Raw genomic sequence first — 26,552 nt, 5'->3', positions numbered from 1 at the left:
AGGTTGGGATGCATGACGGCAGTAGTGACCACGGAGCAAGGCGGGCACGTCCGGTACGCCTACCGTGTGCGTCTGTCGGCTACCGCGCGCCGGGCGCTCGAAGCGGAGTGGAACCGGTGCCGGTGGATCTGGAACGAATGCGTGGCGCGCTCGAAGAAGGCGTTCGCCGCGGGTGAGAAGGTCGGCCCGGCCGCGCTGGATCGGATGCTCACCGAGGCGCGGCGGGTGACACCCTGGCTGCAGGAGGGCTCCAGCGTTCCTCAACAGCAACTCGTACGCGATTTCGGCAAATCCCGTGCGAAGGCCCTGAAAGACATCAAGGATCGCGTTCCGCAGCACCGCAGGGCCGGGATGCCCCGCTGGAAGACCAAGCGGGAGGCGTGGCCGACGCTCAACTACACTCGGCGCGGCTTCCGGATCAAGGACCGTCGGTTGCACCTGGCAGGTGGAATCGTGCTGCGCGTGGTGTGGTCGAGGGGTCTTCCAGCCGATCCGTCCAGCGTGCGCGTCTACCAGGACAGCACCGGGGCGTGGTACGCCTCCTTCGTCGTGCCCGCGCCGGTCGAATCCCTGCCCGTGACGGGCCGCGCTATCGGTGTTGACTGGGGTGTGCGGGAGACCGCGACCACCACATCCGATGCCCACGACCTTCCCCACCCGCAGCACGGGAAGACGGCCGCGCAGAAGCTGGCCCGCTATCAGCGGATGATGGCCCGGCGTAAGCCGAAGCGCGGCCAGGCCGCATCTGCCGGCTATCGCAAGGCCAGAGCGCAGACGGCCAAGCTGCACAAGAAGGTGGCCCGGCAGCGGCAGGACACCGCCCGTAAGTGGGCGAAGTCGGTGGTTCGCGACCACGATGCGCTGGCCGTGGAGGACTTCCGCCCGAAGTTCCTCGCGAAGACCACCATGGCCCGCAAGGCGGCCGACGCCGCGATCGGCGCCGCGAAGGCAGCGCTTCTTGAGATGGCCCGCAAGCATGGGCGCATCGTGCACCTGGTGCATCCGGCGCACACCACCATGGACTGTGCGCAGTGCGGAGCGAGAACCAAGCACGCACTACCTCTCTCGGAACGAACGTATGCCTGCACCGCGTGCGGAGCCGTATCCCCCAGGGACAAGAACTCCGCGCGCGTGATGCTGGTCCGGGCAGGTCTGAACCCGGCTGGTGCCGAGGGTGTAAGACCAGGCGGGGCGCTGCCCCGTTTGGCTGCCTGAGCCAGGAATCCCTCCGCAGGGAGGGGGCAGTCAAGGGGGAGGACTACTGAGTCGTCCGAGCCGTTGGCGCTGCGTCCGTTGGCCGCAGCGCGGCCATCAACAGCACGTCGTGCCAGGCCCCGTCCCAACGCAGCGCCTCGCGCAGCCGGCCCTCGACGGCGAAGCCGCACTTCTCGTACCCGCGCCGGGCCCGCTCGTTGAAGGCGAAGACCTCCAACTCGACGCGGTGCAGGCCCACTCGGTCGAAGGCGTGGCCGAGCAGCAGTCGGATCGCCTCGGGGCCCAGCCCCCGACCGGTGGCCCCCGGAACCAGGGCGATCCGGAAGCTGCCGTGGGCGTTGTCCCGGTCGATCCGGCTGAGTGCCAGATCGCCCAGATAGCCACCGGTCTCCCGGTCCTCGACGGCCAGGTCCAGCCGGTCCGTGCGGGTGCCGCACTCGGCGATCCAGGCCCGGATCTCCGCCAGGGTCCAGTCATGATGAGTCCCCGTCAGCCGTCGGGTCTCCGGGTCTTGAAAGGCGGCGTGGAAGGCGCTGGCGTGTCGGTCGGCCAGGGGCACCAGGCGGATCCGGTCGCCTTCGAGCACCGGCTTCTCGGTGAGGGCGCGGACGTCGATCATGGAGGGATGATCGCGGCGCTGTTGCTTACGCGGCAAGCGAATTGTGGAGGCCGCCCACGTTGTTGGCTGTCCCGCCGTGGCGCCTGCGGCGGGCGGTGCCGCTGCGCGGGGCTGTTGGGTGCGGTGACGGGCCTCCGGGGCCGGTGTCCCGGACTGCTTCGCTTTACGTCCGGGACACCGGCCCCTCCGGCCCGTCCCCTCCCGTTGGGGGTGGGATTCACTGATCGGGGGCTCGGGTGGCTGGGTATGCACCGGGCGTTGTGGTGAGAACGGATGCGACCGTTCCCGATGTACTGAGCACAGGAGAGAGCATGCGGACACCGATGACGATCGCGGACTTCCTCGACCGGGCCGAGTTGGGCTTCCGCGACAGCCCGGGCGTGGTCGACGAGCCGCGGCAGCCCGCCCCGCCGGTGCCCGACGCGACCTACGGGCACTTCGCCGAACGCGTCCGTGCCTGGCAGGCGGGGTTGGACGCGCTCGGTGTGGCGGAGGGCGAGCGGGTGGCGGTGGCCAGCCACAACTCCGCGCGCCTGTTGGAGCTGCTGTTCGCGGTGCCGATGAGCGGCCGGATCTGCGTGCCGGTCAACTTCCGCCTCAAGCCGGAGGAGGTGGCGTACGTGGTGGAGCAGAGCGGTTCCTCGGTGCTGCTGGTCGATCCGGAACTGGATGCGGCGCTGGCCGACATCAAGGTCCGCCACCGCTTCGTCCTCGGCGAGCGGACCGAGACCGAGCTGATGCGGTTCGGCGTCGAGCCGCGCCCCTGGTCCCGCCCGGACGAGGACGCCACCGCGACCATCAACTACACCTCCGGCACCACCGCCCGCCCCAAGGGCGTGCAGCTGACGCACCGCAACATCTGGGTCAACGGCATGGCGTTCGGCCTGCACACCCGGGCGTGGGAGCGCGACGTATATCTGCACACCCTGCCGATGTTCCACTGCAACGGCTGGGGCATGCCGTATGTGATGGCCGGCCTGGGCGTGAAGCAGGTCGCGCTGCGGAAGGTCGACGGCGCCGAGATCCTGCGGCGCGTCGAGGAGCACGGCGTCACGCTGATGTGCGGCGCACCGACCGTGTGGAACATGGTGCTGGACGCGGCCGCGACCTGGCAGGGGGAGGTACCGGGCCGCGACCGGGTGCGGATCGTCTGCGCCGGCGCCCCGCCGCCCACCCGCACCATCCAGCGCGTGGAGGAGGAACTGGGCTGGGAGTTCACCCAGCTCTACGGCCTCACCGAGACCTCCCCGATGCTGACGTTCAACCGCACTCGCCCCGCCGACCTCGACCTCCCCGCCGAGGAGCGGGCCCGCAAGCTCTCCCGCGCGGGGCTGCCCGCGCTCGGCGTCAAGCTGAAGATCGCGGAATCCGGCGAGGTACTGGCCCGCTCCAACACCGTGCTCGACGGCTACTGGGAGAAGCCGGAGGAGACCGCCGAGGCGCTCCAGGACGGCTGGTTCCACACCGGCGACGGCGGCACGCTCGACCCGGTCGACGGCCATCTGACGATCTCCGACCGGAAGAAGGACGTGATCATCACCGGCGGCGAGAACGTCTCGTCGATCGAGGTGGAGGACACCATCTTCAGCCACCCGGCGGTCGCCGAGGTCGCGGTGATCGGCGTACCGCACGAGAAGTGGGGCGAGACGATCAAGGCCCTGGTGGTGCTCGTGGAGGGGGCGACCGTGCAGGAGGCCGACATCATCGCCCACTGCAAGCAGCACCTGGCCGGCTACAAGGCCCCCACGTCTGTCGAGTTCCGCGACACCATTCCCCGTACCGCCACCGGCAAGATCCAGAAGTTCAAACTGCGCCAGCGGTATTTCTAGTCCCTTCCCACGTTGTCGGTTTTCCCGCCGTGGGCCTGCGGCCGGCTGCTTCCCACGTTGTCGGTTTTCCCGCCGTGCGGGGTGCTGTTGTTTTTTGCGCCTGCGGCGCGGGCGTTGATCCGCTGCGCGGGGCTGTCGGGTTGCGGTGACGGGTCTCCGGGGGCGGTATGCCAGACTGCTTCGCTTTACGTCTGGCATACCGCCCCCTCCGACCCGTCCCCTCCCGTTGAGGGGTGGTTTTCTGTGGGTGGGGGCTGGTCCTTGTGGTCCGCTGACGGCCGTTGCCCGGTGGTTGGGCTCGCCCGTCCTCTTATGGTCGCCACGCAGGCTTACGCGTCTTTGTACTCTTACGGTCACCACTCAACCCAGCGGGCCGAGTTGGCCCACCGGGAGGACGTGGCACCCACCGTCTTCATCCACCCACCCCGGAGGACCGTCACCGCAACCCAACAGCCCCGCGCAGCGGCAACAAAGCCCGCGCCGCAGGCGCAAGAAACAGCCACCCGCGCGGCGGGAAAGCCAACAACGTGGGAAGCCAGCCAACCGCAGAGGAGACACACCGTTGACCATCGAGTCGTACGCGAGCGGGGCGGCGGATCGGCCGTTGCTCGGCCACACCATCGGCGCCGACCTGGCGCGTACCATCGCCCGTTTCGGCGATCGGGAGGCGCTGGTCGAGGTGGCCGGCGGTCGTCGCTGGAGCTACGCCGAACTGGGTCGCGCGGTCGACGAGGTGGCGCTGGGGCTGCTAGCCAAGGGCGTCGGGAAGGGGGACCGGGTCGGCATCTGGGCCCCCAACTGCGCCGAGTGGGTGCTCGTCCAGTACGCCACCGCCCGGATCGGCGCGATCCTGGTCAACGTCAACCCCGCTTACCGGGTTCACGAATTGGCGTACGTCCTGAAGCAGGCCGGGGTGACCGTGCTGGTCTCCGCGGTCGCGCACAAGAGCAGCGACTACCGGCGGATGATCGAGCAGGTGCGGGCCGACTGTCCGGCGCTGCGGGACGTGGTCTACCTCGGCGACCCGACCTGGGGCGGGCTGCTGGCCGCCGGCGCGGCCGTGCCGCACACCCGGCTCGCCGCCTGCGAGCAGGCCCTGACCGCCGACGACCCGGTCAACATCCAGTACACGTCCGGGACGACCGGCTTTCCCAAGGGGGCCACGCTCTCCCACCACAACATCCTCAACAACGGGTACTGGGTGGCGGAGACCCTCGGCTACACCGAGCGCGACCGGGTGTGCCTGCCGGTGCCCTTCTACCACTGCTTCGGCATGGTGATGGGCAACCTCGGCATCACCTCGCACGGCGGCTGCATCGTCATCCCGGCGCCCTCCTTCGACCCGGCCACCACCCTGCGGGCCGTCCAGGACGAGCGCTGCACCGCGCTGTACGGGGTGCCGACCATGTTCATCGCCGAGTTGAACCTCCCGGACTTCGCCGACTACGACCTCACCTCCCTGCGCACCGGCATCATGGCCGGCTCGCCCTGCCCGGAGGAGGTGATGAAGCGGGTGGTCGCCGAGATGCACATGGCCGAGGTGTCCATCTGTTACGGGATGACCGAGACCTCGCCGGTCTCCACCCAGACCCGGCGGGACGACGACCTGGAACACCGCACCGCGACCGTCGGCCGGGTGCTGCCGCACATCGAGGTCAAGGTCGTCGAGCCGGGGAGCGGGGTGACCGTGCCGCGCGGCACCCCGGGCGAACTGTGCACCCGCGGCTACAGCGTGATGCTCGGTTACTGGGACGACCCGGAGCGCACCGCCGAGGTCATCGACGCGGCCCGTTGGATGCACACCGGCGACCTGGCGGTGATGAACGACGACGGCTACGTCCGGATCGTCGGCCGCATCAAGGACATGATCATCCGGGGTGGGGAGAACGTCTATCCGCGGGAGATCGAGGAGTTTCTGTATTCCCATCCCAAGATTGCGGATGTTCAGGTGGTGGGCGTTCCGGATGCGAAGTACGGGGAGGAGATCGCCGCCTGCGTCATCCTGCGGGACCCCGCGGACACCCTCACCCGCGACGAACTGGCCCGCTACTGCCGCTCCCGGTTGGCGCACTACAAGGTCCCGCGCTACCTGGAGATCACCGAAGCCTTTCCGATGACCGTCAGCGGCAAGGTCCGCAAGGTCGAACTCCGCGAGCGGCTGGCGACGAAGCTGGACATGGCGGAGCAGGGCAAGTCGGGGGAAACCGCGGAGAGTTCGGGGGAGGGGGAGGCGGTGCCGGGGCGGCCGCGGGGTGCGGCGGAGTCGGCTCGGGAGGGGAGTGTGAGGTCGGTGTGAGGGGCTGATCGGGCGTCGGGGGAGGGGAGTTGGGGGCGTGTGCGCCCCGGCGCGGTCGGGGTGTGGGGTGGCGGTGGTGCGACCATCGGGGTGCCACAGGGCCGCCGTCGGCCCGCAGGGGGCCGGCCGATAAGGTCCTGACCTGGCTCGTTCCCGGTTTCCGGGGACGGGTGAAAGGCCGTCAACCAGGCCAAATTCCAAGGCCGTTAGCAGGCCGGAAATCCCAGCGGGATTCCCGCCAAGAGGGGACATTCATGACCCGTATCGCACGTTGGGCGACCACCGCCGCCGCGGTGGCCGCCGCCCTGGGTGGCTTCGCCGCCCCCGCCTTCGCCGACGTCGTCCAGCCCGGCAGCCCCGACGGCCCCACCCGCGAGGTGCTCACCGCCGGCTGCGCGAGCGGCCAGGACGCGGCGACCGTGGCGCCGAGCGTGGTCGACGCCGACAGCGGTGCCCGCTTCTACCGCTGCGACCCGGTCACCCACCGGGTGGCGGCCCAGGAGGGCCACGCGACCTGCGCGCCCGGCGGCCTCTTCGACTGGTCCCGGGGCCTGTGCGAACCGGCCGCCACGGTGCCCGAGATGGCGACCCGGCTGACCGCCGGCAAGGCCACCCTCGCCACCAAGCCGCTAAAGGTCCTCGGGCTGCACGCCACCCTGGTGCGGGCCCGCGCCGCCGGTCCGCAGGACGCCATCTGGAACGCCACCGTCACCTTCAAGGACACCACCGGCAAGGTGCTGTGCGTGGCGAAGACGGACGCCACCGGTCGGGCGTCCTGTGACGCCACCAACCCGCGCTCCGGCGTCGACGTGCTGAGCGGCGGCTACACCGCCGAGTACGCCGGCAACGGCGCGGTCAACGGCGGCTACGACACCGTCGCCCCGGCCACCGCACAGGGCGGCATCCGCGCCGTCCTGCCGCCCCGAGGCTGACCGGTCGCCCGGCGCGGTGCCCCGCGCTCGCGCACCCGTAGGCGGTGCGCCCGCGGGGCACCGGCCGGGCGTTCGCCGTTCCGGCCGCAGGGTCGGTCACCGTCGCTCGCCCGGCCAGTCCAGCAGCAGCCGCTGGGCGCGCGGCAGCGAGGCCACGATCAGGTCGTAGGAGTCCTCGATCAGCTCCCGCACCAGCCGGTCGGGGAGGGCGCCGGCGAGTGAAACGGTGTTCCAGTGGCGCTTGTTGAGGTGGTAGCCGGGCACCACCTCGGGGTGCTCGGCGCGCAGCCGTTGGGCCAGCTCCGGGTCGCACTTGAGGCTGACGGTCAGCGGCTCCGCGTCCAACGTGCTGAGCGCGAAGATCTTGCCGCCGACCTTGAACGTCGAGACCTCCGGGTGCCGGGGGAAGGGGTTCTCCTCGGTCGCGCCGTTGAAGCCCAGGCAGAAGGCGCGGAGCGCGTTGGCATCGAACATCGGCACATTATCGTCCGGGGGGGGATGGCATTGACGGTGCGTCATGTTGTCGGTGCCGCCCCGGCTTCGCGGCGCATGCAGACGCGTGGCCAGTGGTCCAGGCCCAGCTCCGCCTCGTGGGCGCGGATCGCCCGTAGGCCCGGCGTCAGCTCGGCCGGGGTGAGGCGGCAAAAGCCGAGCCGGGCGTAGTAGGGGGCGTTCCAGGGCACGTCGGCGAAGGTGGTCAGGGTCAACGCCGGGAGCCCGCTGTCCTGTTCGGCCCGGTCGATCAGGGCCCGGCCGATGCCGCGGTGGGCCCGCTCCGGGTGCACCGAGACCTGCTCGATGTGGGTGCAGCCGTCGACCGGGTCCCACAGGAGGTAGCCGCGCGGCGGTTCGCCGGGCCGCTCGTCGTCGTAGGCGGCCAGCGCCCGGCCCGCGCGCTGGTACTCCGTCAGCAGCGCGAGCGGCGGCGGTTCGTCGTCGGCGATCCGCGCCATGTCGAGGGCGCGGAACGGCTCGCCTGCGGCGCGCTCCAGGGCGCGCAGGGCGGGCAGGTCGCTGGGGTCGGGGACGCGGATGATCATGCGGCCAGTGTCGCGGGTCGGGGCGCGGCCCGGCGAGCGGGTTTCCGCGCCGCCGGGCCGCGCCATCGGGCCCCGCGCTCAACCGGGCGGCCCGGCGCCCTCCGCGATCAGCTCGTCGGCCGCGTCGTTGACCGGCTGCGGGGTGCCGGTGAGGTCCATGACGAACAGCGGGACGTGCAGGGCGTCGGCGCGCGACCGGGCGTCGCGGGCGTAGCCGGCCAACGAGAAGAAGACCGCGACCGCGGAGTCGGCCAGGCCGTTGAGCCAGGCGCACTCGATCTCGCGGAGCGTGGTGGCCCGGGTCGACGGGTCGACCTGGGCCACCACGCCGGTGCCGCGCAGGTCCACACCGGCCGCGGTCCGCTCCTGGGCCCGGGCCACGTCGCCGAAGCCCAGCCACTTCAGGTACTGGGCGGCCGCGGTGACGCAGTCCCGGGCGGTCCGGATGGTCACCGGCCGGAAGGCGGGCCGTTCCGGCGGCGGGCCGGCGTCCGGCCGGGACGTCGGCGCCGGGCGGGGCGGCGCGGCGGGCGAGGGCCGGTGCGCCGCGGGTCGGCCGGTGAGGGGCTTGGGCGAGGCGGGCACCGGGACGACCGGCACCCGGACGACCGTGCCGCAGGCGCAGCCGGACTCCGGCGCCGGCCAGGCGTCCTGCCGCCCGCAGTCCTCGCAACGGACCTCCACCCAGGACCCCTCCCAGGTGCGGTGCACTATCTCCACCGGCGCGCCGCCGCGCATCACCGGCATCGTCAGCGGGGCACCGCAGGCGCACGGGAAGGTCGGTGGGGTGAAGGCGTTCTCGCGGCGGCATGTGGGGCACCGCACCGGCACGCTGTCGGCCATGTCGGCTCCAGGCAGGTCGGGCAGGAGGTCGGTCGGCTCTGCTTGCCGTACATCGTCTCCCCAACGGCCCCTGTCGGGGGCGGGAATGCGCCGGAAGGCAGCGATCGGGCGTGCCGGCGCGGGCACGTCACAGGGCCCGGACCTCCGTGACCGTACGGATGTCCGGGCCCTGCGGGTGGTTCCCGTCCGGCAGTGCGGGAGATGGGCGCGACAGGACACGCACCACCGGACGGAGTCGATGGAGAGGGGCGGTGGTGCTTCGAGCGGGGCAGCAGGCGGGCTCCGCGGTGGGGAGGCGGCCCGTCCTCCTTGGCGGCCGGGCCTGCCACCGCACTGGATCTCCCCGGATTCCGCGGAGCTCCGCGCTGCTTTCCCGTACCGGCCGACCACCCCTCAACGGGCCGACCAGTACGGGTGCGCAAGGAAACTGACCTCCCGTCAGTCCTCGCGCAGTTCGCGGACGCGCGCCTCGACGCGCTTGCCGTAGTCCTGGTCGGCGGCGTGGAAGTGCGCAAGGTTCCGCTCGATCACGTCGTCGCGGCTGACCTGGGAGAGGCCGCCGGCGATGTTCTCCACCAGGCGCCGCTTCTCGTCCTCGGACATCAGGCGGTAGAGCTCACCGGCCTGGAAGAAGTCGTCGTCCTTGGTGTGCGCCGGGGCCGGGTGGGTGCCGACGTGGCCGGAGACGGCGAGCGGTGCGTAGAGCGGCTGGTCGGTCTGGACCGGGCCGCCGTAGGAGTTGGGCTCGTAGTTCTTGGCGTGCCGGTCGTAGGCGTTGCTCGCCATCTGGCCGTCCCGGCCGTAGTTGTTGGCGGTGGTCGCCTTGGGGGCGTTGACCGCGAGCTGGGTGTGGTTGACGCCCAGGCGGTAGCGGTGCGCGTCGGCGTAGGCGAAGAGCCGGCCCTGGAGCATCTTGTCGGGGGACGGGCCGATGCCGGGCACGAAGTTGTTCGGCGAGAAGGCGGCCTGCTCGACCTCGGCGAAGACGTTGTCGGGGTTGCGGTCCAGGACCATCCGGCCGACCCGCTGGAGCGGGTAGTCGCCGTGCGGCCACACCTTGGTCAGGTCGAACGGGTTGAAGCGGTAGGTGGCCGCCTCGGCCACCGGCATGATCTGCACGTACAGGGTCCACGAGGGGTACACGCCCCGCTCGATGGACTGCAGCAGGTCGGTCTGGTGGCTGTTGGCGTCCTTGCCCGCCAACTCCTGGGCCTGGTCGGCGGAGAGGCAGCGGACGCCCTGGTTCGTCTTGAAGTGGTACTTGACGTAGAACGCCTCGCCCTCGGCGTTGGTCCACTGGTAGGTGTGGGAGCCGTAGCCGTTCATGTGGCGGTAGGAGGCCGGGATGCCGCGGTCGCCCATGAGCCAGGTGACCTGGTGGGTGGCCTCGGGGGAGTGGCCCCAGAAGTCCCAGACGTTGTCCGGCTCCTGCTTGCCGGTGAACGGGTCCCGCTTCTGCGAGTGGATGAAGTCGGGGAACTTCACCGCGTCCTTGATGAAGAAGACCGGGGTGTTGTTGCCGACGAGGTCGTAGTTGCCCTCCTCGGTGTAGAACTTCACCGCGAAGCCGCGCGGGTCCCGCACCGCGTCCGCACCGCCGAGGCTGTCGGCAACCGTCGAGAAACGGATGAACAACTCGGTCCGCTTGCCTATGGTGTTGAGGAAGTCGGCGCGGGTGAAGGCGGTGACGTCGTCGGTCACCTCGAAGTGGCCGTAGGCACCGGAGCCGCGGGCGTGCACGACCCGCTCGGGGATCCGCTCACGGTTGAAGCGCGCGAGCTTCTCCAGGAGGTGCTGGTCCTGGAGCAGGACCGGCCCGCCGACGCCGGCGGAGGCGGAGTTCTGGTTGTCGGCGATGGGGGCGCCAGACTCCGTAGTGAGAGTGCGCGCCGTCAGCGTGGGCTTCGACATGGTGACCTTCCGTACGAGAGCGCGGAAGTTGGCTTCCGCATGTCGGGAGCGTAGAAAGCGCCCCGACCAGACGTCAACAGTTTGTTGAAACAAAACCTGGGTGGGTATTCCGGGCGGTGGCCGCGCCTGGGCGCGACAGGACAGGTGTCAGCGCGACCACCGCCCGGAAGCTCTGTGGTGGGCCCTAGGGCTCAGGTCCCGTACGCGACGGCGTCCACCGGCGGCCCGCCGCGGGCCTTCGCCAGGCGCGCCGAGCGGACCTCCACCAGCACCGGCCGCCGGGTGGAGACAGCCTCCTTGCGGGCCCACTCCATGGCCGAGCGCAGTTGCGCCGGATCGCGGACGTCGCGGCCCGCGCAACCGTGGGCCCCGGCCAGCTTCACCGGGTCGGTGAGCGGATCGGCGTCCTCCGGCTCGCCGAGCAGCACCACCACGAACGGCACGTCGTACTGCGCCGCCGTGGCCAACTCCCCGGCCGTCAGCGGGAAATCGCGGCCGTCGACGACCACCACGACCTCCGCCGCCCGCTCGCTCGGGGAGTCCAGCGCGGTGCGGACCCCGATCGCGGTCGGCACCTCCCATCCTGGTGGGCCGCTCCGGCGCGCCACCCGGTGGTGGCGCGGGGCGGTGCACGGCACCGGCAGCCCGCTGACGACGTAGGCGTCGACCGGCGACCGCGCCCCGTAGACCTCGGCGAGCTCCGTCAGGGCCCAGTGGGCCGCGGCGCCCGCCGGGTCCGGCGGCACGGTCAGGGGGAGCACCGCTCCCGGCGCCGGGGACCGGTCGCCGTCCACCAGAGCCGGCCCGGCACCGGGAGCGGAGCTGTCGGCCGGCGCCGGGCCGCACACGATCTCCTCCGCGGCCAACTCGGCCGGGACGTCGACCAGTACGGGCCCGGGCCGGCCCTCCCGCGCGATCCGGAACGCCTCACGGAAAGCGCCCGGGATGCGCGCGGGGTCCTCGATCCGCTCGGCACGCTTGGTCACCGCACCGGCCAGCCGGACCAGGTCCGTCGGCCGGTACCCCGCGTGCCGCAGCGGAAGGGCGGGGGCGGTCGCCGGGGGCGCGGCCCGGCCGGTGACGCACACCAGCGGGACGGCGTCCTGCTGCGCCGCGTACAGGCCGCTGAGCACCCGGACGGCACCCGGGCCCGCCGCTACCGCGGCCACGCCGGGCCGCCCGGTCGTCCGGGCCCAGCCGTCGGCCATGTGCGCGGCGCCCTCGGCGTGGCCCGCGGACAGGTGCGCGATGCCGCCGGTCCGCTCCATCGCCGCGTACAGCGGCAGCAGCGCGGCGCCGGGACAGCCGAAGACGGTGTCGACGCCCTCGTCCCGCAGGATCTCAACGGCCGCCTGTGCGGCGGGAATCCGACGTGCCCCCATGGCCCGGTGCTCAGTCCTTGGGGGTGGGCGTGGAGAGGCGTTCGACGCTGCGGAGGAGGGCGGAGTGGTCCAGGCCGCCGTCGCCTTGGGCGCGCAAGGAGGCGACGAGGGTGGCGACGAGGGAGCCGACGGGGAGGGCGGCGCCGACGGTGCGGGCGGCGTCGGTGACGATGCCCATGTCCTTGTGGTGCAGGTCGATGCGGAAGCCGGGCTTGAAGTCGCGGTTTTTGAAGTTGTCCTTCTTGCGGGTCAGGACGGTGGAGCCGGCCAGACCGCCGTTGAGGACGTCGAGGGCGGCGGTGAGGTCGACGCCGGACTTCTCCAGGAAGACCACGGCTTCGGCGCAGGCTTGGATGTTGATGGCGACGATGAGTTGGTTGGCGGCCTTGACGGTCTGGCCGGCGCCGTGCGGCCCGCACAGGACGATGGTCTTGCCCAGGGCCTCGAAGAGCGGCTTGGCGGTGTCGAAGTCGGCCTGGTGGCCGCCGACCATGATGGACAGCACCGCTTCGATGGCGCCGGCTTCGCCGCCGGAGACGGGGGCGTCCAGGACCCGGATGCCCTTCTCGGCGGCGTTCTTCGCCAGGTCGATGGAGGTCTGGGGGGTGATCGAGGACATGTCGATCAGCAGGGCGCCGGTCTTGGCGTGGGCCAGGATGCCGTCGGGGCCGTAGGCGATGGCCTCGACCTGGGGGGAGGCGGGGACCATGGTGATGATGACGTCGGCCTCGGCGACGGCCTCGGCGATGCTGGCGGCCGCGGTGCCGCCGGCCGCGGCCAGACGGTCCAGCTTGTCCTGCTCCAGGGTGTAACCGGTCACCGCGTAGCCGGCCTTGATCAGGTTCTCGGCCATGGGGGACCCCATGATGCCCAGACCGATCCACGCGATCGCCGGGCGGGAGGGGGCAGCCAGGTTGCTCATTGGGAAGCCTCTTTCACACTCAAAAACGGGGACGCGTACGGCAGCGAAGCCGACGGGCTAGTGGGCGGCGCGCAGTTCGGCGGGCAGCCAGCCGAAGCTTTCGGCGCTGGGGCGCTCGCCCGGCTTGTACTCCAGGCCGACCCAGCCGTCGTAGCCGTTCTTCTTCAACTGGCCCAGCAGGGCGTCGAAGTCGAGGTGGCCGGTGCCGGGGGCGCCGCGGTCGGGGTTGTCGGCGATCTGCACGTGTCCGGTCTTGTCGGTGTAGCGGTCGATCACGGACGGCAGGTCCTCGCCGTTCATCGACAGGTGGTACAGGTCCATCAGGAACCGGGCGTTGTCCAACCCGGTGGCGGCGTTGACCGCGTCGACCACCTCGATCGCCTTGGGTGCCGAGACGATCGGGCACTGAGGTGACTCCGGCGCGTTCAGCGCCTCGATCAACAGCGTGCCTTCCACCTCGGCCACGGCCCGCGCGGCGAAGGTCAGGTTCTCCAGCGCCAGCGCGTCCTGCTCGGCGGCGCTGGCGCCCTGAACGCGGTTGCCGTACAGGGCGTTGAAGGACGTGCAGCCCAACGACGCGGCGAACTCGACGGCCACCGGCACGTTCGCCCGAAACCGCTCCGACTCCTGCCCCGGCACCGACAGTGCACCACGATCGGGCCCCGGCAACTGCCCGGCGTAGAAGTTCAACCCGGTCAACTGCGTCCCGGCATCACGCAACGCGTCGGCCAGCGCGTCCAGTTCGGACCGCGGCGGCGTCGGGGCGTCCACCCACGGCCACCACAGCTCCACCGCCGTGAACCCCGCCGCCCGCGCGGCCGCCGGCCGCTCAAGCAACGCAACCTCGGTGAACAAGATCGACAGATTGACGTTGAAGCGCGTGTCCGTGAAACCCATAGGGTCCGGCGCTCCTTCCGAATAGCGGAACTTACTTTCTGCGTAATGGAACACTGCCGGGCGGCGGGGAAGCTGTCAAGGGGGGTCGCGGGCAATTTCTGGTCGCCGGGCCGAACCGCGCGTAGGTTGAACGGCGTGCGATTGAGAGTTGAGTTCACGACGGAGCCGTTCGATCTGGACGAGGCGCCGGCCCATGCCGTGGTGGCGCGGGAGATCGTCACCGGCGCCCAGCTGGACGCGGTCGACGTCGGCCCCTTCGGCAACACCGCGGAGGGCGACGCCGACCGGGTGCTGGGTGCGGTCGACGCCCTGCTGCGGCGGTCCCTGGCGGCCGGCGCCACCCGGGTCTCCCTTCAGGTCAATGTGATCGGGGAGGGCCGGCAGGCCGGTCCGGCGCACGGCGAGGGGGACGCGACGTGAGCGAGCCCGCCGACCACGCCTTCGTTCGGGCGGTCAAGCCGCTGGTGGACGCGATGGGCGGCCAGATGGTCGCCCCCGACCAGGCCACCGGCGACGACGTGGTGCTGGCCTGGGAGGGGCAGGACCGGGTCGCCGTCCGCCTTCCACACCTTTCGGAGTCGCTCGATCACATCCTGGTCGAGCTCCAGCGCCGGCACGGCATGCCGCTCTCCGAGCTGGACCGCAAGACCAAGCAGTCGGTGGTCCGGATACTGGAGAGCCGGGGCGCCTTCTCCGTCCGGCACGGCGTGGAGACCGTCGCCGGCGCCCTCGGCGTCAGCCGCTTCACCGTTTACAACTACCTGAACAGGGAAAGCGCCGCGAAGAACGCCGACTGAGGCGAAGGGGTCCAACTCCCCATCCAGCGGCCGAAGCCGCCGCCCGGAAACCCCGGACGGCGGCTTTTGTGTTGCCGACTTTTCAACAAAGTGTTGACGAGATGTTGCCGGAGGTCTTAGCTGTTTCCAGCCAACCAGAGCTGTCCAGCACCAGGCCACGGAGGCTTCCCGTGTCTTCGAGTACGCCCCAAGGGCTTACCCGGTTCAACGCATCCGATGCCGGCGAGGCTCAGGCCGCCCTGCACGAGGTGTGCGCCAGCCGGGCTTGGGGGAGCAAGGTCCTTGCCCAGCGCCCCTTCACCACCACCGACGCCCTGTTCGCCGCCAGCGACGCCGCCATGGCCGAGCTCTCCGCCCAGGACCTGGCTGAGGCGATGGCCGGACACCCGCCCATCGGACGGCCCAAGCCGGGCGACCCCACATCGCACCGCGAGCAGAGCGGGATGGCCGGCGCCCCGGACGACCTCAAGGCGGAGATGCTCGAACTCAACCTGGCCTACCAGGAGAAGTTCGGGCACGTCTTCCTGATCTGTGCCTCCGGCCGCACCGCCGAGCAGATGCGGGACGCGATCCGTAACCGGATCGACAACGCGCCGGAACAGGAACGCGAGATCGTCCGGGTGGAACTCGGCAAGATCAACCGCATCCGCCTGAACCGCATCGCAGAAGGAGACCCCACATGAGCAGCGAGACGGCCGCACCGACGTCGGTGTCCACGCACATCCTGGACACCAGCGTGGGCCGCCCCGCGGAGGGCGTCGCCCTCACGCTCGCGGTGCGCTCCGGCGGCGCTGGTGCCTGGACCGCCCACGGCGCCGGCAAGACCGACGCCGACGGGCGCTGCAAGGACCTGCCGGCGCTGCCGGAGGGCACCACCCACGTACGCATCGAGTTCCAGACCGAGGCGTACTTCGTCTCCAACCAGCACAGCGATTCCAACCAGCAAGCCGAGGAACAGCAGGACGCCCCCGCGCTACGGGACAGCGGAGCCTTCTTCCCGGAGGTGGCAATCACCTTTGCCGTCAAGCCGGGCGAGCACTACCACGTACCGCTGCTGCTCAACCCGTTCGGCTACTCCGTATACCGAGGGAGCTAGCACCGACATGACTGCCTCTTCCCGCCCGGCCCGCCCCGTGATTCTCGGCCAGAACCAGTACGGCAAGGCGGAAAACCGCGTCGTCAAGATCACCCGCGACGGCGCGACCCACCACATCAAGGACCTGAACGTCTCGGTCGCGCTCTCCGGTGATCTGGAGGACGTCCACCTGTCCGGCTCCAACGCCAACTGCCTGCCCACCGACACGACGAAGAACACCGTGTATGCCTTCGCCAAGGAGTACGGGATCGAGTCGGCCGAGCAGTTCGGCATTCACCTGGCCCGGCACTTCGTCGGCAGCCAGGAGCCGATCAAGCGGGCCCGGATCCGGATCGAGGAGTTCGCCTGGGAGCGCATCGAGACCTCCGACGCCAGCTCGCAGTTCATCGGCGCCGAGGAGGTCAAGCACTCCTTCGTCCGCAAGGGTCAGGAGACCCGGCTGACCGAGATCACCTACGACGGTGAGAACTGGCAGGTCATCTCCGGCCTGAAGGACCTGATCGTGATGAACTCCACCAACTCGGAGTTCTGGGGGTACATCAAGGACAAGTACACGACCCTCCAGGAGGCGTACGACCGCATCCTGGCCACCCAGGTGTCCAGCCGCTGGCGCTTCAACTGGACCTCCGACGAGCAGCGGATGCCCAACTGGGAGCGTTCGTACGCGCAGGTCAAGAAGCACATGCTGCAAGCCTTCGCGGAGACCTACAGCCTCTCGCTCCAGCAGACCCTGTACCAAATGGGTTCGCGCATCATCAACAACCGGTCCGAGGTGGACGAGATCCGCTTCTCACTCCCCAACAAGCACCACTTCCTCGTGGACTTGGAGCCCTTCGGGCTCAAGAACGACAACGAGGTGTACTACGCGGCCGACCGCCCGTACGGCCTGATCGAAGCCACTGTTCTGCGCGACGGTGTCGAAGCCCGGATCCCGATGGATCTGACGAACCTTTAGCGGCTTACGACGCAACGCCGTGCCTCGCGTCCCCTCCCCACCCCGCAGCGGGGAGGGGCCGCGATATCCGAGGGGATCGACCCATGGCACAGCAAGAGCAAGCCCCGCACCACCCCGTCCCACCGGTTCACCCGGTGGACGAGAAGCCGACCGTCAGGCGGCTCGTCCCCGCCGCCCTGCAACACATCGCAGCGATGTACGCCGGCGTCGTCACCCCTCCGCTCATCATCGGCCAGGCCGTCGGCCTGGACCTCGCGGGCCGGACCCGGCTCATCGCCGCCAGCCTGCTCATCGCCGGCGTCGCGACGCTGTTGCAGACGCTCGGCATCCGCCGCTTCGTCGGCAATCGCCTCCCGTTCGTCAACGCGGCCAGCTCCGCCGGCATCACCCCGATCCTCGCCATCGCCGAGAACACCGCCAAGGGGCACCAACTCCCCGCCATCTACGGGGCGGTGATGTGTGCCGGCGTCTTCTGCCTGGCGATCGGCCCGTTCTTCGGCAGACTCCTGCGCTACTTCCCGCCGTTGGTCACCGGCGTCGTGATCACCCTCATCGGGGTCACGCTGATGCCCGTACCGGTCGGCTGGGCCCAGGGCGGCGACAAGCACGCCGCCGACTTCGGCTCCATGAAGAACCTCGCCCTGGCCGGCTTCACCCTCCTCGTGGTGCTGCTCTTCCAGCGCTTCGCCAAGGGCTTCGTCAAGCAAGTCGCCCTGCTCATCGGCCTGGTGATCGGCACCCTCGCCGCGATCCCGTTCGGCATGGCCAGCTTCGACGGGCTGCGCACCGCCCCGGTCGCCGCGCTGCCCACCCCGTTCGCCTTCGGTGCCCCGGAGTTCCAGCCCGCCGCGATCCTCTCGTTGTGCATCGTGATGCTGGTGCTGATGACCGAGTCCTCGGCCGGGATGCTCGCCCTCGGTGAGATCTGCGACCGCAGGACCACCAGCGACACCATCACCCGCGGCCTGCGCACCGACGGCATCGCGACGCTCCTCGGCCCCGTCTTCGGCGGCCTGCCGACCAGCGCCTTTGCGCAGAACGTCGGCGTGGTCTCGCTGACCCGGGTCCGCAGCCGGTACGTCGTCGCGCTGGCCGGCGCGGTACTCCTGGTCCTCGGCGCCTTCCCCGTCCTGGGCGCCGTGGTCTCCCTGGTGCCGATGCCGGTCCTCGGCGGCGCGGGCATCGTGCTGTTCGGCTCGATCGCGGTCAGCGGCATCCGCACGCTCGCCGAGGCCGGCCTTGAGGACAGCTCCAACATCATCCTGGTGGCCGTGTCGCTCGGCGCGGGAATCATCCCGCTCGCCGCGCCGACCTTCTACGCCGGGTTTCCCGCCTGGGCACAGACCGTGCTCGGCTCCGGGATCAGCGCCGGAGCCCTGACCGCGGTCACGCTCAACCTGTTCTTCCATCATCTCGGCACCCGGAGCACCCCACGGGCAGCGGTACTGTCAGCCGCCTCGCCCGGCTCCGGCACTCAAATCCCGTAGGGCCATGCCGTGCCCAAACCGCCACGAAAGCACGAGGAAAGCAGCATGGCAGCATCGGCATCCCCTGACAGCGCGGTGCAGCGGCGCATCGTCATCGAGAACTGCGCCATCGCGACCGTCGACGCCGACGACACCGAGTACGCCAACGGACACGTCGTCATCGCCGACAACACCATCGAGTCCGTGGGCGCCGGCAAGGCACCCGAGGGGCTGGCGCACGTCGTCCGCCGCGTGGACGGCACCGGCCACCTTCTCACCCCGGGCCTGATCAACACCCATCACCACTTCTACCAGTGGATCACCCGGGGCCTGGCCACCGACCACAACCTCTTCAACTGGCTGGTCGCGCTCTACCCGACCTGGGCCCGGATCGACGCGCAGATGCTCACCGCGGCCACCCACGGCTCGCTCGGCATGATGGTCAGGGGCGGCGTCACCACCGCGTCCGACCACCACTACGTCTTCCCGCACGGCGCGGGGGACTTGGTGTCCGCCGAGCTGGCCGCGGCCGCCGACATCGGCGCCCGGATCACCCTGGCCCGCGGCTCGATGGACCGCAGCGAGAAGGACGGCGGACTGCCGCCGGACTTCGCCGTGGAGACCACCGAGGGCGCGCTGCTCGCCACCGAAGCGGCCATCGACGCGCACCACGACGCCTCGTTCGGGTCGATGGTGCACATCGCGGCGGCGCCCTGCTCGCCGTTCTCGGTCTCCACCGAACTCCTCCGCGAGGGCGCCGCGTTGGCCCGTCGCAAGGGCGTACGGATGCACACCCACGGCTCGGAGACCGTGGAGGAGGAGAAGTTCTGCCACGAGCTGTTCGGCATGGGCCCGACCGACTACTTCGAGTCCACCGGCTGGCTCGGCGAGGACGTGTGGATGGCGCACTGCGTCCACATGAACGACTCCGACATCGACGCCTTCGCCCGCACCAAGACCGGCGTGGCGCACTGCCCGTCCTCCAACGCCCGCCTGGCCGCCGGCATCGCCCGCGTCCCGGACATGCTCGCCGCCGGCGTCCCGGTCGGCCTGGGCGTCGACGGCACCGCCTCCAACGAGTCCGGCGAGCTCCACACCGAGCTGCGCAACGCGCTGCTCATCAACCGCCTCGGCGCCCACCGCGAGGCCGCCCTCAACGCCCGCAAGGCACTTCGGCTGGGCACCTACGGTGGCGCCCAAGTCCTCGGCCGGACCGCCGAGATCGGCTCCCTGGAGCCCGGCAAGCTGGCCGACCTGGTCCTGTGGAAGCTGGACGGGCTGGGCCACGCCTCGATCGCCGACCCGGTCACCGCGCTGGTCTTCGGGGCGGCCGCGCCGGTCACGCTGTCGCTGGTCAACGGCCGGCCGGTGGTCGAGGACAACCACCTCACCAACGTCGACGAGGACGCCATCGCCCGCAGCACGCGGGCCGAGGCGCAACGTCTGGCCCGTATCGCGGCCGAGGGCTGATCACCCAGGACGCGGCACACCTTCGGACTCGGCCGGGAGGGACGGCTCCCGGCTGAGCTTGCGGACCCCAGCGGGGCCCGCAAGCACCGGTCCGGGGGTGCGGGAACACCTCGCACCCCCGGACCGATCCCCCACACCCATGCGCCACAAGCGCGGCCACCTTCCCGCTCACCAGCGCGACTTCGGCACCACGCACCACATGGCACGCCCTCCGTGACAGGCTCGCACCGCCGGCTTCCGGCGGAGCAGAAATCGACAGGAGGCCCGCAGTGGCCGCAATCACCGGGCAGAAGTCGGAGGAGGACCGGAAGCATCCGGTCGACGCAACCCTCCCGCCCCTCAAGATGTTCACCAGCGGCCTCCAACACGTGGCCGCCATGTACGCGGGTGTCGTCGCCCCGCCGATGATCGTGGGACCCGCCTGCGGGCTCAGCCCCACCGAGACCGCCTTCCTGATGGGCGCCAGCCTCTTCACCGCGGGCATCGCCACCCTCCTCCAGACCCTGGGGTTCTGGAAGGTCGGCGCCAAACTCCCCTTCGTCAACGGGGTTTCCTTCGCCGGCGTCACCCCCATGGTGGCCATCGCCAAGGAGCACCACCCCCACGACGCCCTGCCGGTGATCTTCGGCGCGGTCATCGTCGCCGGCGTGCTGGGCTTCCTCCTCGCCCCCTACTTCTCCAAGCTCGTCCGCTTCTTCCCCCCGGTGGTCACCGGCACCGTCATCACCCTGATCGGCGTCTCGCTGCTCCCGGTCGCCTTCCGCTGGTCCGAGGGCGGCAACGAACAGGCCGCGGACTACGGCTCGTTGCACAACATCGGGATGGCCGCGGTCACCTTCGTGATCGTGCTGGTACTGCGCCGGGTGCTGCGCGGCTTTCTCCAGCAGATCGCCATCCTGCTCGGCCTGGTCGCCGGCACGCTGATCGCGATCCCGGTCGGCATCACCGACTTCTCGGCGCTCACCAAGGCCGGCCTGTTCGGCTTCCCGACGCCGTTCCACTTCGGCGCCCCGCAGTTCAACGTCGCCGCCATCGTCTCGATGTGCATCGTGATGCTGGTCTGCATGACCGAGTCCACCGCCGACATGCTCGCCCTCGGCAAGATCGTGGGCCGCCCGGCCGACGAGCGCACCATCGCCGGCGGCCTGCGCGCCGACACCCTCGGCTCGGCCGTCAGCCCGCTCTTCAACGGCTTCGCCAACAGCGCCTTCGCCCAGAACATCGGCCTGGTCGCGATGACCAAGGTCCGCAGCCGCTTCGTGGTGGCCACCAGCGGCGCGATCCTGGTCGTGCTCGGCCTGTGTCCCGTCGCGGCCTCGATCATCTCCCTGGTCCCGCTGCCCGTCCTGGGTGGCGCCGGGATCGTGCTGTTCGGCTCGGTCGCCGCCAGCGGCGTCCAGACGCTGGCCAGCGCGGCCATGGAGAAGGGCGACAACGCCCTGATCGTCGCCGCCGCGATCGGCGTCGGCCTGATCCCCATCGCGGCCCCGGACTTCTACCACAGCCTCCCCAAGGACCTGCTGGTCGTCCTGGACTCCGGCATCAGCACCGGCTGCCTGGTAGCCATCGTCCTCAACCTCGCCTTCAACCACCTCGGCAAGCGGCCCGGCGCCGACGGCCACGCGGCGGACCCACCGCCGGCCGAGGCCGCCCCGGAGATACCCCAACAGCCTGACCGCGGCCGGATGGACGACGGCGAGGCCGCCGCCTCGCCCGCCCACTGAACGCTTCCGTCGTCGACGAACGGCCCGTAGGCGAACGGCAACCGCCGTCCCCCTACGGGCCGTTGGGTCATCCCGTGGGTCAGCCGATGTGGTAGCCGTCCCCGTACACCTTCCAGTCCAGCGGCGTGTGCAGGTCCAGGTTGCCGTCCTTCAGGAACACCCGCTGCTCGGTGTCGACCCGGCTGGTGTCGCTGTGCGCCTCCTCCTGCTTCATCGCCCACACCCGCGCGTCGAGGAAGGCGCCCAGGTAGGTCTTCTCGTCGCCGCCCTGGGCCGGCGGCTTGGCCTTGGCCAGTGCCCGCTTGCGGATGCCGGAGAAACTGGTCGGCTCGCTGCCGTCGCCGTGCATCACGAGCGCGTCGTAGTACGCGAACTGGCCCAGCACGCCGATCCCGTCGGCCTTGCCCTGCTTGACCGCCGGGTTGAAGTACACCCGGTCCCGCTCGTCGTTCTGCGCCTTCTGGAAGTCCGGGTCGGCCGCGGCCTTCCGCCAGTCCTTGGGGTAGTCGGGGTCCAGGCCCTCGTGCGAGTCGCTGCCGTCCACCTTGCGCAGCGCCGGCAGATACGTGGCCAGGACGTTGTCGGGCTTCCGCTTGGTGTAGAGCTCGACCAGCTCCAGCATGTCGTGGGTGCCGGAGGTGAAGCCGATGATGCCGCCCGTGTAGCCGCGGCCGTCGCCGATGTCCTCGATGTACTTGTACTGCGCCTTCCAGTCCAGCGAGGAGTTCTCCGCGCTGGAGACCAGTTGCATGGCGATCTCCTTCTTCGCCGGGTCGTCCAGCCCGGTGGCGGCCCGCGGGGCGTGCGCGGCGTGTGGGGCATGCGGGGCATATGGGGTGGCCTGGGCCGGAGTTCGGTCGACCGATGCGGCGGTGGTGGCGACCGCGGTGGCGGGGACGGCGAGCAGCGCCAGGCCGAGCGCGACGCGGGTGGCGGTTCTGGCTATCGATCGGGAGCGCATGGAGTCCTCCTGTCGGAGTGGGCCGTGGGGGGTTCCCCAATCGTTAGGAACCTTTCCTACCAGACCTGTTGGGCTCCGTATAGGCGTCGGGGGTGGGCAACGTCCGTTGGGCGGCGGGCAGTTGGGGTGGCTATCGCGTCCGTCGTGGGCCGGGCACGGCTCTGGGCTCGCCGTTCTCGGTTCCGTTGTGGGACGGGTCCGTCCCCGCCGTCCGCCACGGCCGCGCCCTCAGTCGGCGCCGTCGCCCAACAGTCCGCCCACCAGCGCCCGCATCTCCTCCGCCGGGTCGAACGCGCCGTCCGGGAGCGTCAGTTGGCGCAGCACGACCCCCTCCAGGTGGTCCACCAGAATGCGCCCGTGCCGCTCCGGCGCCCCGGAACCCAGGAGGCGCACCCACTCCGTGCTGTGCCGCAGCACCGCCTGTCGGCCCCGGTCGAGTGGCGCCCGCAGCTCCGGCCGCGCCGCCGACTCCAGCAGCAGCGCCAGCCGCGCGGCCGTACGCGACCGCCCCGGCCCCGCGGCGTGCCGGGCGAACGCGGCCATCGCCTCGGCCAGTTCGCCGGGGCCGACCGGCGCCGGCCCGGTGGCCAGCGCCGCCCACTCCCGCCGCTCCAGCGTCAGCAGATGCTCGGCGATGCCGTCGATCAGCGCGGCCCGGTTGCGGAAGTAGTTGGAGGTGGTCCCCGTCGGCACGCCCGCGGTCCGGTCCACGGCCTGGTACGTCAGTCGCCGTGCCCCCTGGGCCCCCAGTACCTCGACCGCCGCGTCCAGCACCTGCTCCCGCCGCCGCGCCACCCGTTCCCACCCGCCCGCTCTTATCGCGCCGTTACTACGCCCATAGTAGAGCGAACCCCTACCGCCGACCGGCGCCGCGGGGGCGCGCCCACCGGGAGTTCGCGGCGCGGCGCACCCGCGGCGGCGGTGCGCCGCCAACCGCCGGCCACCAGCCGCGACATGGCGCCCGCCGCCCCAACGTGGCGGCCTCGCCGCGCCCCATATGCCCGATATGGTGCCGTTGAATTCGAAAGCTGACAGACCGTCAACGTGTGCGCCCCGCGGTCGGGCGCCACAGAGAGGGGGCCCGTGTGCCCCACGAAGCCACCACGCCGGAACCGGCGTCGACGCTGGAAGCCATCGTCGACGGCCTGATGGACGACCTCTGCGCCGACCTCAAACGCCTCGCCGCCATCCCGTCCATCGCCTTCCCCGGCTTCTCGCCGGAACCCGTCCTCCAGGCCCGCGACCTCGTCGTCGAACTCCTCCGGGGCGCCGGCGTGAGTGAGATCGGCGAGCTGAACCTCCCCGACACCGCCCCGGTGATCACCGCCAGCGTGCCCCCGCCCACCCCGGACGCCCCCACCGTCCTCCTCTACGCGCACTACGACGTCCAGCCGCCGGGCGACGAACACCTCTGGGACTCCCCGCCGTTCGAGCCCACCGACATCGACGGCGGCATCCGGGCGCGCGGGATCGCCGACTGCAAGGCCAATGTGATGGTGCACATCGGCGCGCTCCGGGCGTTCGGCGGTCGGCCGCCGGTCGGCCTCAACCTCGTCATCGAGGGGCAGGAGGAGTACGGCAGCGCCTTCGACGCCTACCCGCCCACCGACCCCGACGCCTTCGCCTGCGACGCGATGGTCATCGCCGACACCGGCAACCTCCGCCCCGGCACCCCCACCCTCACCACCGCCCTCCGCGGCACCGCGGACGTCGTCGTCGAGGCGCACACCCTCCAAGCCGCCGTCCACAGCGGCGCGTACGGCGGCGCCGCCCCCGACGCGCTGCTCGCCCTCCTCAAGGCGCTCGGCACCCTCCACGACGTGCACGGCGACGTCGCCGTCGAGGGGCTGCGCCGTGAACCCTGGCCCGGCACCGCGCTCGCCGAGGACGAGTTCCGCGCGGTGGCCGGGGTGCGCGAGGGCACGCCGCTCCTCGGCTCCGGCGGGCTCGGCGAACGCCTGTGGAACGGCCCGGCGCTCACCGTGGTCGGACTGGACGCCCCCTCCGTGGACCGCGGCGCCTCCGCCGTCGTCCCGCACGCCCGCGCCAGGCTCAACCTCCGGGTCCACCCCCGGCAGGACCCGCAGCAGGCCCAGGACGCCCTCGTCCGTCACCTGCGCCGCCTGCGCCCCTTTGGTGTCACGCTCACCGTCACCCCCGGTGACACCGGCCCCGGTTACGAGGCGGCCACCGACGGGCCCGCCTACCGCGCAGCCCGCGCCGCGCTGCGCCGCGCCTGGGGCGACGACCCCGTCCACGCCGCGTCCGGCGGCTCCATCCCGTTGGTCAACGGCCTGGCCGCGGCGGTACCGGGCGCCGAGGTCCTGCTCTTCGGCGCCGAGGACAACCTCTGCAATCTGCACGGCCCCAACGAACGGGTGCTGCGCTCCGAGCTCCGCGGCGCGCTGCTCGCCGAGGCCGCCTTCCTCGCCGAGTACGCCGCCGCGCACCGGCCCGGAGGTGCCGCATGACCCCGGGGGCGTCCGACGACGAGGCCCCGAAGTCGCCCGACGGCGCTGCCCGGACGCCGCCCGCCGACGGTGCATCGACGCCGCCGGCGGGCGGCGCGACCGTGTCGGAAGGCGAGGACACCGGAGGCCGCCGCTTCACCTTCCCCAGCGCCCTCACCGTCCTCGTCCTGGTCACGATCGTCATCTGGGCGCTGACCTTCGTGCTGCCCTCCGGCACCTACGCCCGCAGCGCCGCCGGCCGCCCCCTCCAGGGCACCTACCACTCCGCCCCCTCCGGCCGCTCCTTCCCCGAGCGGCTCGGCGACCTCTTCCTGTCCCCGGTCAACGGCCTCTACGGCGTCCGGGACACCAAGACCGGCCTGGTGGGCCCGGACCTGGTCGGCGAACTGTACGGCAGCGCCGGGGTGTTCCTCTTCGTCCTGGCCATCGGCGCCTTCATCACCGTCGTCTTCGCCACCGGCGCCCTGGACCGCGGGATCGGCCGCCTCGCCCACCGCCTCCGCGACCGCGGCGCCCTCCTCATCGCCGGCGTGATGGCGGTCTTCTCCCTGCTCGGCACCGTCGAGGGTTTCGCCGAGGAGACCCTGGGCTTCTACGGCCTGATCGTCCCGCTGATGCTGGCCCTCGGCTTCGACCGACTGGTGGCCACCGGCGCGATCATCCTGGGCGCCGGCATCGGCGTGCTGTGCTCCACCGTCAACCCGTTCGCCACCGGCGTCGCTTCTTCCGCCGCCGAGATCTCCCTAGGCGAAGGCATCACCCTCCGCGTCGCCATGTGGCTGGTGCTGACCACCGTCACCATCGCCTACGTCATCCGCTACGCCCGCCGGGTGCGCGCCGACCCCGACCGCTCGCTCTGCGGCTTCCTCCCCGGCGACCGCGCCCACGCCCAGACCGCCCCGGACACCGCCGAACCCCCGCCGCTGACCGGCCTGCACAAGACGGTCCTGCTCGCCGTGACCCTGCTCTTCGCCTTCATGATCTTCTCGGTCATCCCGTGGTCCGGCGCCCTCACCGGCCGCGCCGACGCCACCCCCTACGCCTGGGAACTGGACTGGTCCTTCCCGGAGTTGGCGGCGATGTTCCTGGTCGGCTCGGTGCTGGTGGGGCTGCTGGCCCGGATGGGCGAGCAGCGCCTGACCGCCACCTTCATCCAGGGCGCCGCCGACTTCATCTCGCCCGCCCTGGTCATCGTCCTGGCCCGCGGCGTCACCGTCATCATGAACAACGCCAAGGTCACCGACACCGTGCTGCACTCCATCGAGGGCGTGGTCGCCGGCACCCCCTCGGCCCTCTTCGGCGTCATCGTCTTCGTGGTCAACCTCCCCCTGGCCTTCCTGATCCCCTCCACCTCGGGACACGCCACCCTCGCCATGCCCATCCTCGCCCCGCTCGCCGACTTCGCCGGCGTCACCCGCCCCGTCGTCGTCACCGCCTGGCAGGCCGCCAGCGGCTGGATGAACCTCTGGGTCCCCACCACCGCCGTCATCATGGGCGGCGTCTCCCTCGCCAAAATCGGCTACGACACCTACCTCCGCTTCGTCGCCCCCTACCTCGCCCTCCTCTTCCTCCTCATCTGCGCCTTCGTGGCGCTGGGGGCGGCTCTCACCTGAACCGCCCGCCCCACAACCGAGCATGTCCCCACCGTACGAGCCCCCACTGACAACCGCCCCTGCCGCAGGCCGACCATCCCGCGGACCTCCGCGTTCCGGTGCCGGGCAGGTGT

Annotated in this window: 24 protein-coding genes; 14 read left to right on the top strand and 10 right to left on the bottom strand. The window is 71.2% G+C overall.

Going from position 1 to position 26,552, the window contains the following annotated elements; genetic code table 11:
* The first annotated feature begins 12 nt into the window (after positions 1-12).
* Positions 13-1,215 carry an RNA-guided endonuclease InsQ/TnpB family protein gene (locus ACFVFQ_RS22720; RefSeq protein WP_383418873.1) on the top strand — a complete coding sequence of 401 codons (1,203 nt, stop codon included), beginning with the start codon at positions 13-15 and terminating at the stop codon, positions 1,213-1,215.
* Between the two features lie 43 nt (positions 1,216-1,258).
* On the opposite strand, the gene ACFVFQ_RS22715 is transcribed toward ACFVFQ_RS22720, so the two are convergent.
* Positions 1,259-1,834 (bottom strand): GNAT family N-acetyltransferase, encoded by a 576-nt coding sequence (locus ACFVFQ_RS22715; protein WP_383418871.1) that lies wholly within the window; start codon positions 1,832-1,834, stop codon positions 1,259-1,261.
* A 311-nt stretch (positions 1,835-2,145) separates the two neighbouring features.
* Between ACFVFQ_RS22715 and ACFVFQ_RS22710 the strand changes: the two genes are divergently transcribed.
* From ACFVFQ_RS22710 to ACFVFQ_RS22700, 3 genes are all read left to right on the top strand, one after another.
* Complete coding sequence (locus ACFVFQ_RS22710; RefSeq protein WP_383418869.1) at positions 2,146-3,663, top strand: AMP-binding protein; 1,518 nt, start codon at positions 2,146-2,148, stop codon at positions 3,661-3,663.
* A gap of 562 nt (positions 3,664-4,225) precedes the next feature.
* Positions 4,226-5,959, top strand: coding sequence for an AMP-binding protein (locus ACFVFQ_RS22705; protein WP_383418867.1), 1,734 nt, complete (start codon positions 4,226-4,228; stop codon positions 5,957-5,959).
* A gap of 254 nt (positions 5,960-6,213) precedes the next feature.
* Entirely contained in the window at positions 6,214-6,891 is a 678-nt protein-coding gene (locus tag ACFVFQ_RS22700) for a hypothetical protein (RefSeq protein ID WP_383418865.1), read from the top strand.
* 96 nt (positions 6,892-6,987) lie between these two features.
* Here the strand turns inward: ACFVFQ_RS22700 and ACFVFQ_RS22695 are convergent, their stop codons facing one another.
* From ACFVFQ_RS22695 to ACFVFQ_RS22665, 7 genes are all read right to left on the bottom strand, one after another.
* Complete coding sequence (locus tag ACFVFQ_RS22695; protein ID WP_383418863.1) at positions 6,988-7,365, bottom strand: MmcQ/YjbR family DNA-binding protein; 378 nt, start codon at positions 7,363-7,365, stop codon at positions 6,988-6,990.
* A 41-nt stretch (positions 7,366-7,406) separates the two neighbouring features.
* Positions 7,407-7,931 (bottom strand): GNAT family N-acetyltransferase, encoded by a 525-nt coding sequence (locus ACFVFQ_RS22690; protein ID WP_383418861.1) that lies wholly within the window; start codon positions 7,929-7,931, stop codon positions 7,407-7,409.
* A 78-nt stretch (positions 7,932-8,009) separates the two neighbouring features.
* Complete coding sequence (locus ACFVFQ_RS22685) at positions 8,010-8,774, bottom strand: hypothetical protein (RefSeq protein WP_383418859.1); 765 nt, start codon at positions 8,772-8,774, stop codon at positions 8,010-8,012.
* Between the two features lie 438 nt (positions 8,775-9,212).
* Positions 9,213-10,670, bottom strand: a complete 1,458-nt coding sequence (locus ACFVFQ_RS22680; RefSeq protein WP_383418956.1) for a catalase — start codon at positions 10,668-10,670, stop codon at positions 9,213-9,215.
* Positions 10,671-10,876: 206 nt separating this feature from the next.
* On the bottom strand, positions 10,877-12,067 hold the full coding sequence (locus tag ACFVFQ_RS22675; RefSeq protein WP_383418858.1) for a thiamine pyrophosphate-binding protein: 1,191 nt from the start codon (positions 12,065-12,067) through the stop codon (positions 10,877-10,879).
* Positions 12,068-12,077: 10 nt separating this feature from the next.
* On the bottom strand, positions 12,078-12,989 hold the full coding sequence (locus ACFVFQ_RS22670) for a 2-hydroxy-3-oxopropionate reductase (protein ID WP_383418856.1): 912 nt from the start codon (positions 12,987-12,989) through the stop codon (positions 12,078-12,080).
* Positions 12,990-13,046: 57 nt separating this feature from the next.
* Complete coding sequence (locus ACFVFQ_RS22665; RefSeq protein ID WP_383418854.1) at positions 13,047-13,886, bottom strand: TIM barrel protein; 840 nt, start codon at positions 13,884-13,886, stop codon at positions 13,047-13,049.
* A gap of 135 nt (positions 13,887-14,021) precedes the next feature.
* Between ACFVFQ_RS22665 and ACFVFQ_RS22660 the strand changes: the two genes are divergently transcribed.
* From ACFVFQ_RS22660 to ACFVFQ_RS22625, 8 genes are all read left to right on the top strand, one after another.
* Positions 14,022-14,306, top strand: a complete 285-nt coding sequence (locus ACFVFQ_RS22660; RefSeq protein ID WP_383418852.1) for a hypothetical protein — start codon at positions 14,022-14,024, stop codon at positions 14,304-14,306.
* A complete protein-coding gene (locus ACFVFQ_RS22655; RefSeq protein WP_383418850.1) occupies positions 14,303-14,683 on the top strand; it encodes a helix-turn-helix domain-containing protein in 381 nt (126 codons plus the stop codon). Before ACFVFQ_RS22660 ends, ACFVFQ_RS22655 begins: the two co-directional genes overlap by 4 nt.
* Positions 14,684-14,853: 170 nt before the next feature.
* Positions 14,854-15,366, top strand: a complete 513-nt coding sequence (gene uraD, locus ACFVFQ_RS22650) for a 2-oxo-4-hydroxy-4-carboxy-5-ureidoimidazoline decarboxylase (RefSeq protein WP_383418848.1) — start codon at positions 14,854-14,856, stop codon at positions 15,364-15,366.
* Positions 15,363-15,779 carry a hydroxyisourate hydrolase gene (gene uraH, locus ACFVFQ_RS22645; protein WP_383418845.1) on the top strand — a complete coding sequence of 139 codons (417 nt, stop codon included), beginning with the start codon at positions 15,363-15,365 and terminating at the stop codon, positions 15,777-15,779. The genes uraD and uraH overlap by 4 nt, the downstream gene beginning before the upstream one ends.
* Positions 15,780-15,786: 7 nt before the next feature.
* Entirely contained in the window at positions 15,787-16,734 is a 948-nt protein-coding gene (gene pucL / locus ACFVFQ_RS22640; protein WP_383418843.1) for a factor-independent urate hydroxylase, read from the top strand.
* Positions 16,735-16,817: 83 nt separating this feature from the next.
* The gene (locus ACFVFQ_RS22635) at positions 16,818-18,221 is read left to right on the top strand and encodes a nucleobase:cation symporter-2 family protein (protein WP_383418841.1); all 1,404 of its coding nucleotides are present in this window, start codon (positions 16,818-16,820) and stop codon (positions 18,219-18,221) included.
* Between the two features lie 45 nt (positions 18,222-18,266).
* Complete coding sequence (locus tag ACFVFQ_RS22630; protein WP_383418839.1) at positions 18,267-19,670, top strand: 8-oxoguanine deaminase; 1,404 nt, start codon at positions 18,267-18,269, stop codon at positions 19,668-19,670.
* Between the two features lie 269 nt (positions 19,671-19,939).
* Complete coding sequence (locus ACFVFQ_RS22625; RefSeq protein WP_383418837.1) at positions 19,940-21,394, top strand: nucleobase:cation symporter-2 family protein; 1,455 nt, start codon at positions 19,940-19,942, stop codon at positions 21,392-21,394.
* 79 nt (positions 21,395-21,473) lie between these two features.
* Here the strand turns inward: ACFVFQ_RS22625 and ACFVFQ_RS22620 are convergent, their stop codons facing one another.
* Positions 21,474-22,355 carry a chitosanase gene (locus ACFVFQ_RS22620; protein ID WP_383418835.1) on the bottom strand — a complete coding sequence of 294 codons (882 nt, stop codon included), beginning with the start codon at positions 22,353-22,355 and terminating at the stop codon, positions 21,474-21,476.
* Between the two features lie 228 nt (positions 22,356-22,583).
* Positions 22,584-23,150: a TetR/AcrR family transcriptional regulator gene (locus tag ACFVFQ_RS22615; RefSeq protein ID WP_383418833.1), complete on the bottom strand. Its 567-nt coding sequence runs from the start codon at positions 23,148-23,150 to the stop codon at positions 22,584-22,586.
* Between the two features lie 290 nt (positions 23,151-23,440).
* On the opposite strand from ACFVFQ_RS22615, the gene ACFVFQ_RS22610 reads away from it, so the two are divergent.
* Together ACFVFQ_RS22610 and ACFVFQ_RS22605 are read left to right on the top strand one after the other, a co-directional pair.
* Positions 23,441-24,826 carry a M20/M25/M40 family metallo-hydrolase gene (locus ACFVFQ_RS22610; protein WP_383418831.1) on the top strand — a complete coding sequence of 462 codons (1,386 nt, stop codon included), beginning with the start codon at positions 23,441-23,443 and terminating at the stop codon, positions 24,824-24,826.
* Positions 24,823-26,439 carry a YfcC family protein gene (locus tag ACFVFQ_RS22605; protein ID WP_383418829.1) on the top strand — a complete coding sequence of 539 codons (1,617 nt, stop codon included), beginning with the start codon at positions 24,823-24,825 and terminating at the stop codon, positions 26,437-26,439. The genes ACFVFQ_RS22610 and ACFVFQ_RS22605 overlap by 4 nt, the downstream gene beginning before the upstream one ends.
* Positions 26,440-26,552 lie beyond the last annotated feature (113 nt).

It is taken from the genome of Streptomyces sp. NPDC057743 (assembly GCF_042798755.1).
GTDB lineage: Bacteria > Actinomycetota > Actinomycetes > Streptomycetales > Streptomycetaceae > Streptomyces.
The sequence above is the reverse complement of the archived record's forward strand: the minus strand, read 5'-3'. Positions and strand labels throughout refer to the sequence as shown.

What these genes read in the sequence shown, in the direction of transcription:
- ACFVFQ_RS22720 (WP_383418873.1), top strand. Translation starts at nt 13, where the DNA reads ATGACGGCAGTAGTGACCACGGAGCAAGGCGGGCACGTCCGGTACGCC.
- ACFVFQ_RS22715 (WP_383418871.1), bottom strand. Translation starts at nt 1,834, where the DNA reads ATGATCGACGTCCGCGCCCTCACCGAGAAGCCGGTGCTCGAAGGCGAC.
- ACFVFQ_RS22710 (WP_383418869.1), top strand. Translation starts at nt 2,146, where the DNA reads ATGCGGACACCGATGACGATCGCGGACTTCCTCGACCGGGCCGAGTTG.
- ACFVFQ_RS22700 (WP_383418865.1), top strand. Translation starts at nt 6,214, where the DNA reads ATGACCCGTATCGCACGTTGGGCGACCACCGCCGCCGCGGTGGCCGCC.
- ACFVFQ_RS22695 (WP_383418863.1), bottom strand. Translation starts at nt 7,365, where the DNA reads ATGTTCGATGCCAACGCGCTCCGCGCCTTCTGCCTGGGCTTCAACGGC.
- ACFVFQ_RS22690 (WP_383418861.1), bottom strand. Translation starts at nt 7,931, where the DNA reads ATGATCATCCGCGTCCCCGACCCCAGCGACCTGCCCGCCCTGCGCGCC.
- ACFVFQ_RS22685 (WP_383418859.1), bottom strand. Translation starts at nt 8,774, where the DNA reads ATGGCCGACAGCGTGCCGGTGCGGTGCCCCACATGCCGCCGCGAGAAC.
- ACFVFQ_RS22675 (WP_383418858.1), bottom strand. Translation starts at nt 12,067, where the DNA reads ATGGGGGCACGTCGGATTCCCGCCGCACAGGCGGCCGTTGAGATCCTG.
- ACFVFQ_RS22670 (WP_383418856.1), bottom strand. Translation starts at nt 12,989, where the DNA reads ATGAGCAACCTGGCTGCCCCCTCCCGCCCGGCGATCGCGTGGATCGGT.
- ACFVFQ_RS22665 (WP_383418854.1), bottom strand. Translation starts at nt 13,886, where the DNA reads ATGGGTTTCACGGACACGCGCTTCAACGTCAATCTGTCGATCTTGTTC.
- uraH (WP_383418845.1), top strand. Translation starts at nt 15,363, where the DNA reads ATGAGCAGCGAGACGGCCGCACCGACGTCGGTGTCCACGCACATCCTG.
- pucL (WP_383418843.1), top strand. Translation starts at nt 15,787, where the DNA reads ATGACTGCCTCTTCCCGCCCGGCCCGCCCCGTGATTCTCGGCCAGAAC.
- ACFVFQ_RS22635 (WP_383418841.1), top strand. Translation starts at nt 16,818, where the DNA reads ATGGCACAGCAAGAGCAAGCCCCGCACCACCCCGTCCCACCGGTTCAC.
- ACFVFQ_RS22630 (WP_383418839.1), top strand. Translation starts at nt 18,267, where the DNA reads ATGGCAGCATCGGCATCCCCTGACAGCGCGGTGCAGCGGCGCATCGTC.
- ACFVFQ_RS22620 (WP_383418835.1), bottom strand. Translation starts at nt 22,355, where the DNA reads ATGCGCTCCCGATCGATAGCCAGAACCGCCACCCGCGTCGCGCTCGGC.
- ACFVFQ_RS22605 (WP_383418829.1), top strand. Translation starts at nt 24,823, where the DNA reads ATGACCCCGGGGGCGTCCGACGACGAGGCCCCGAAGTCGCCCGACGGC.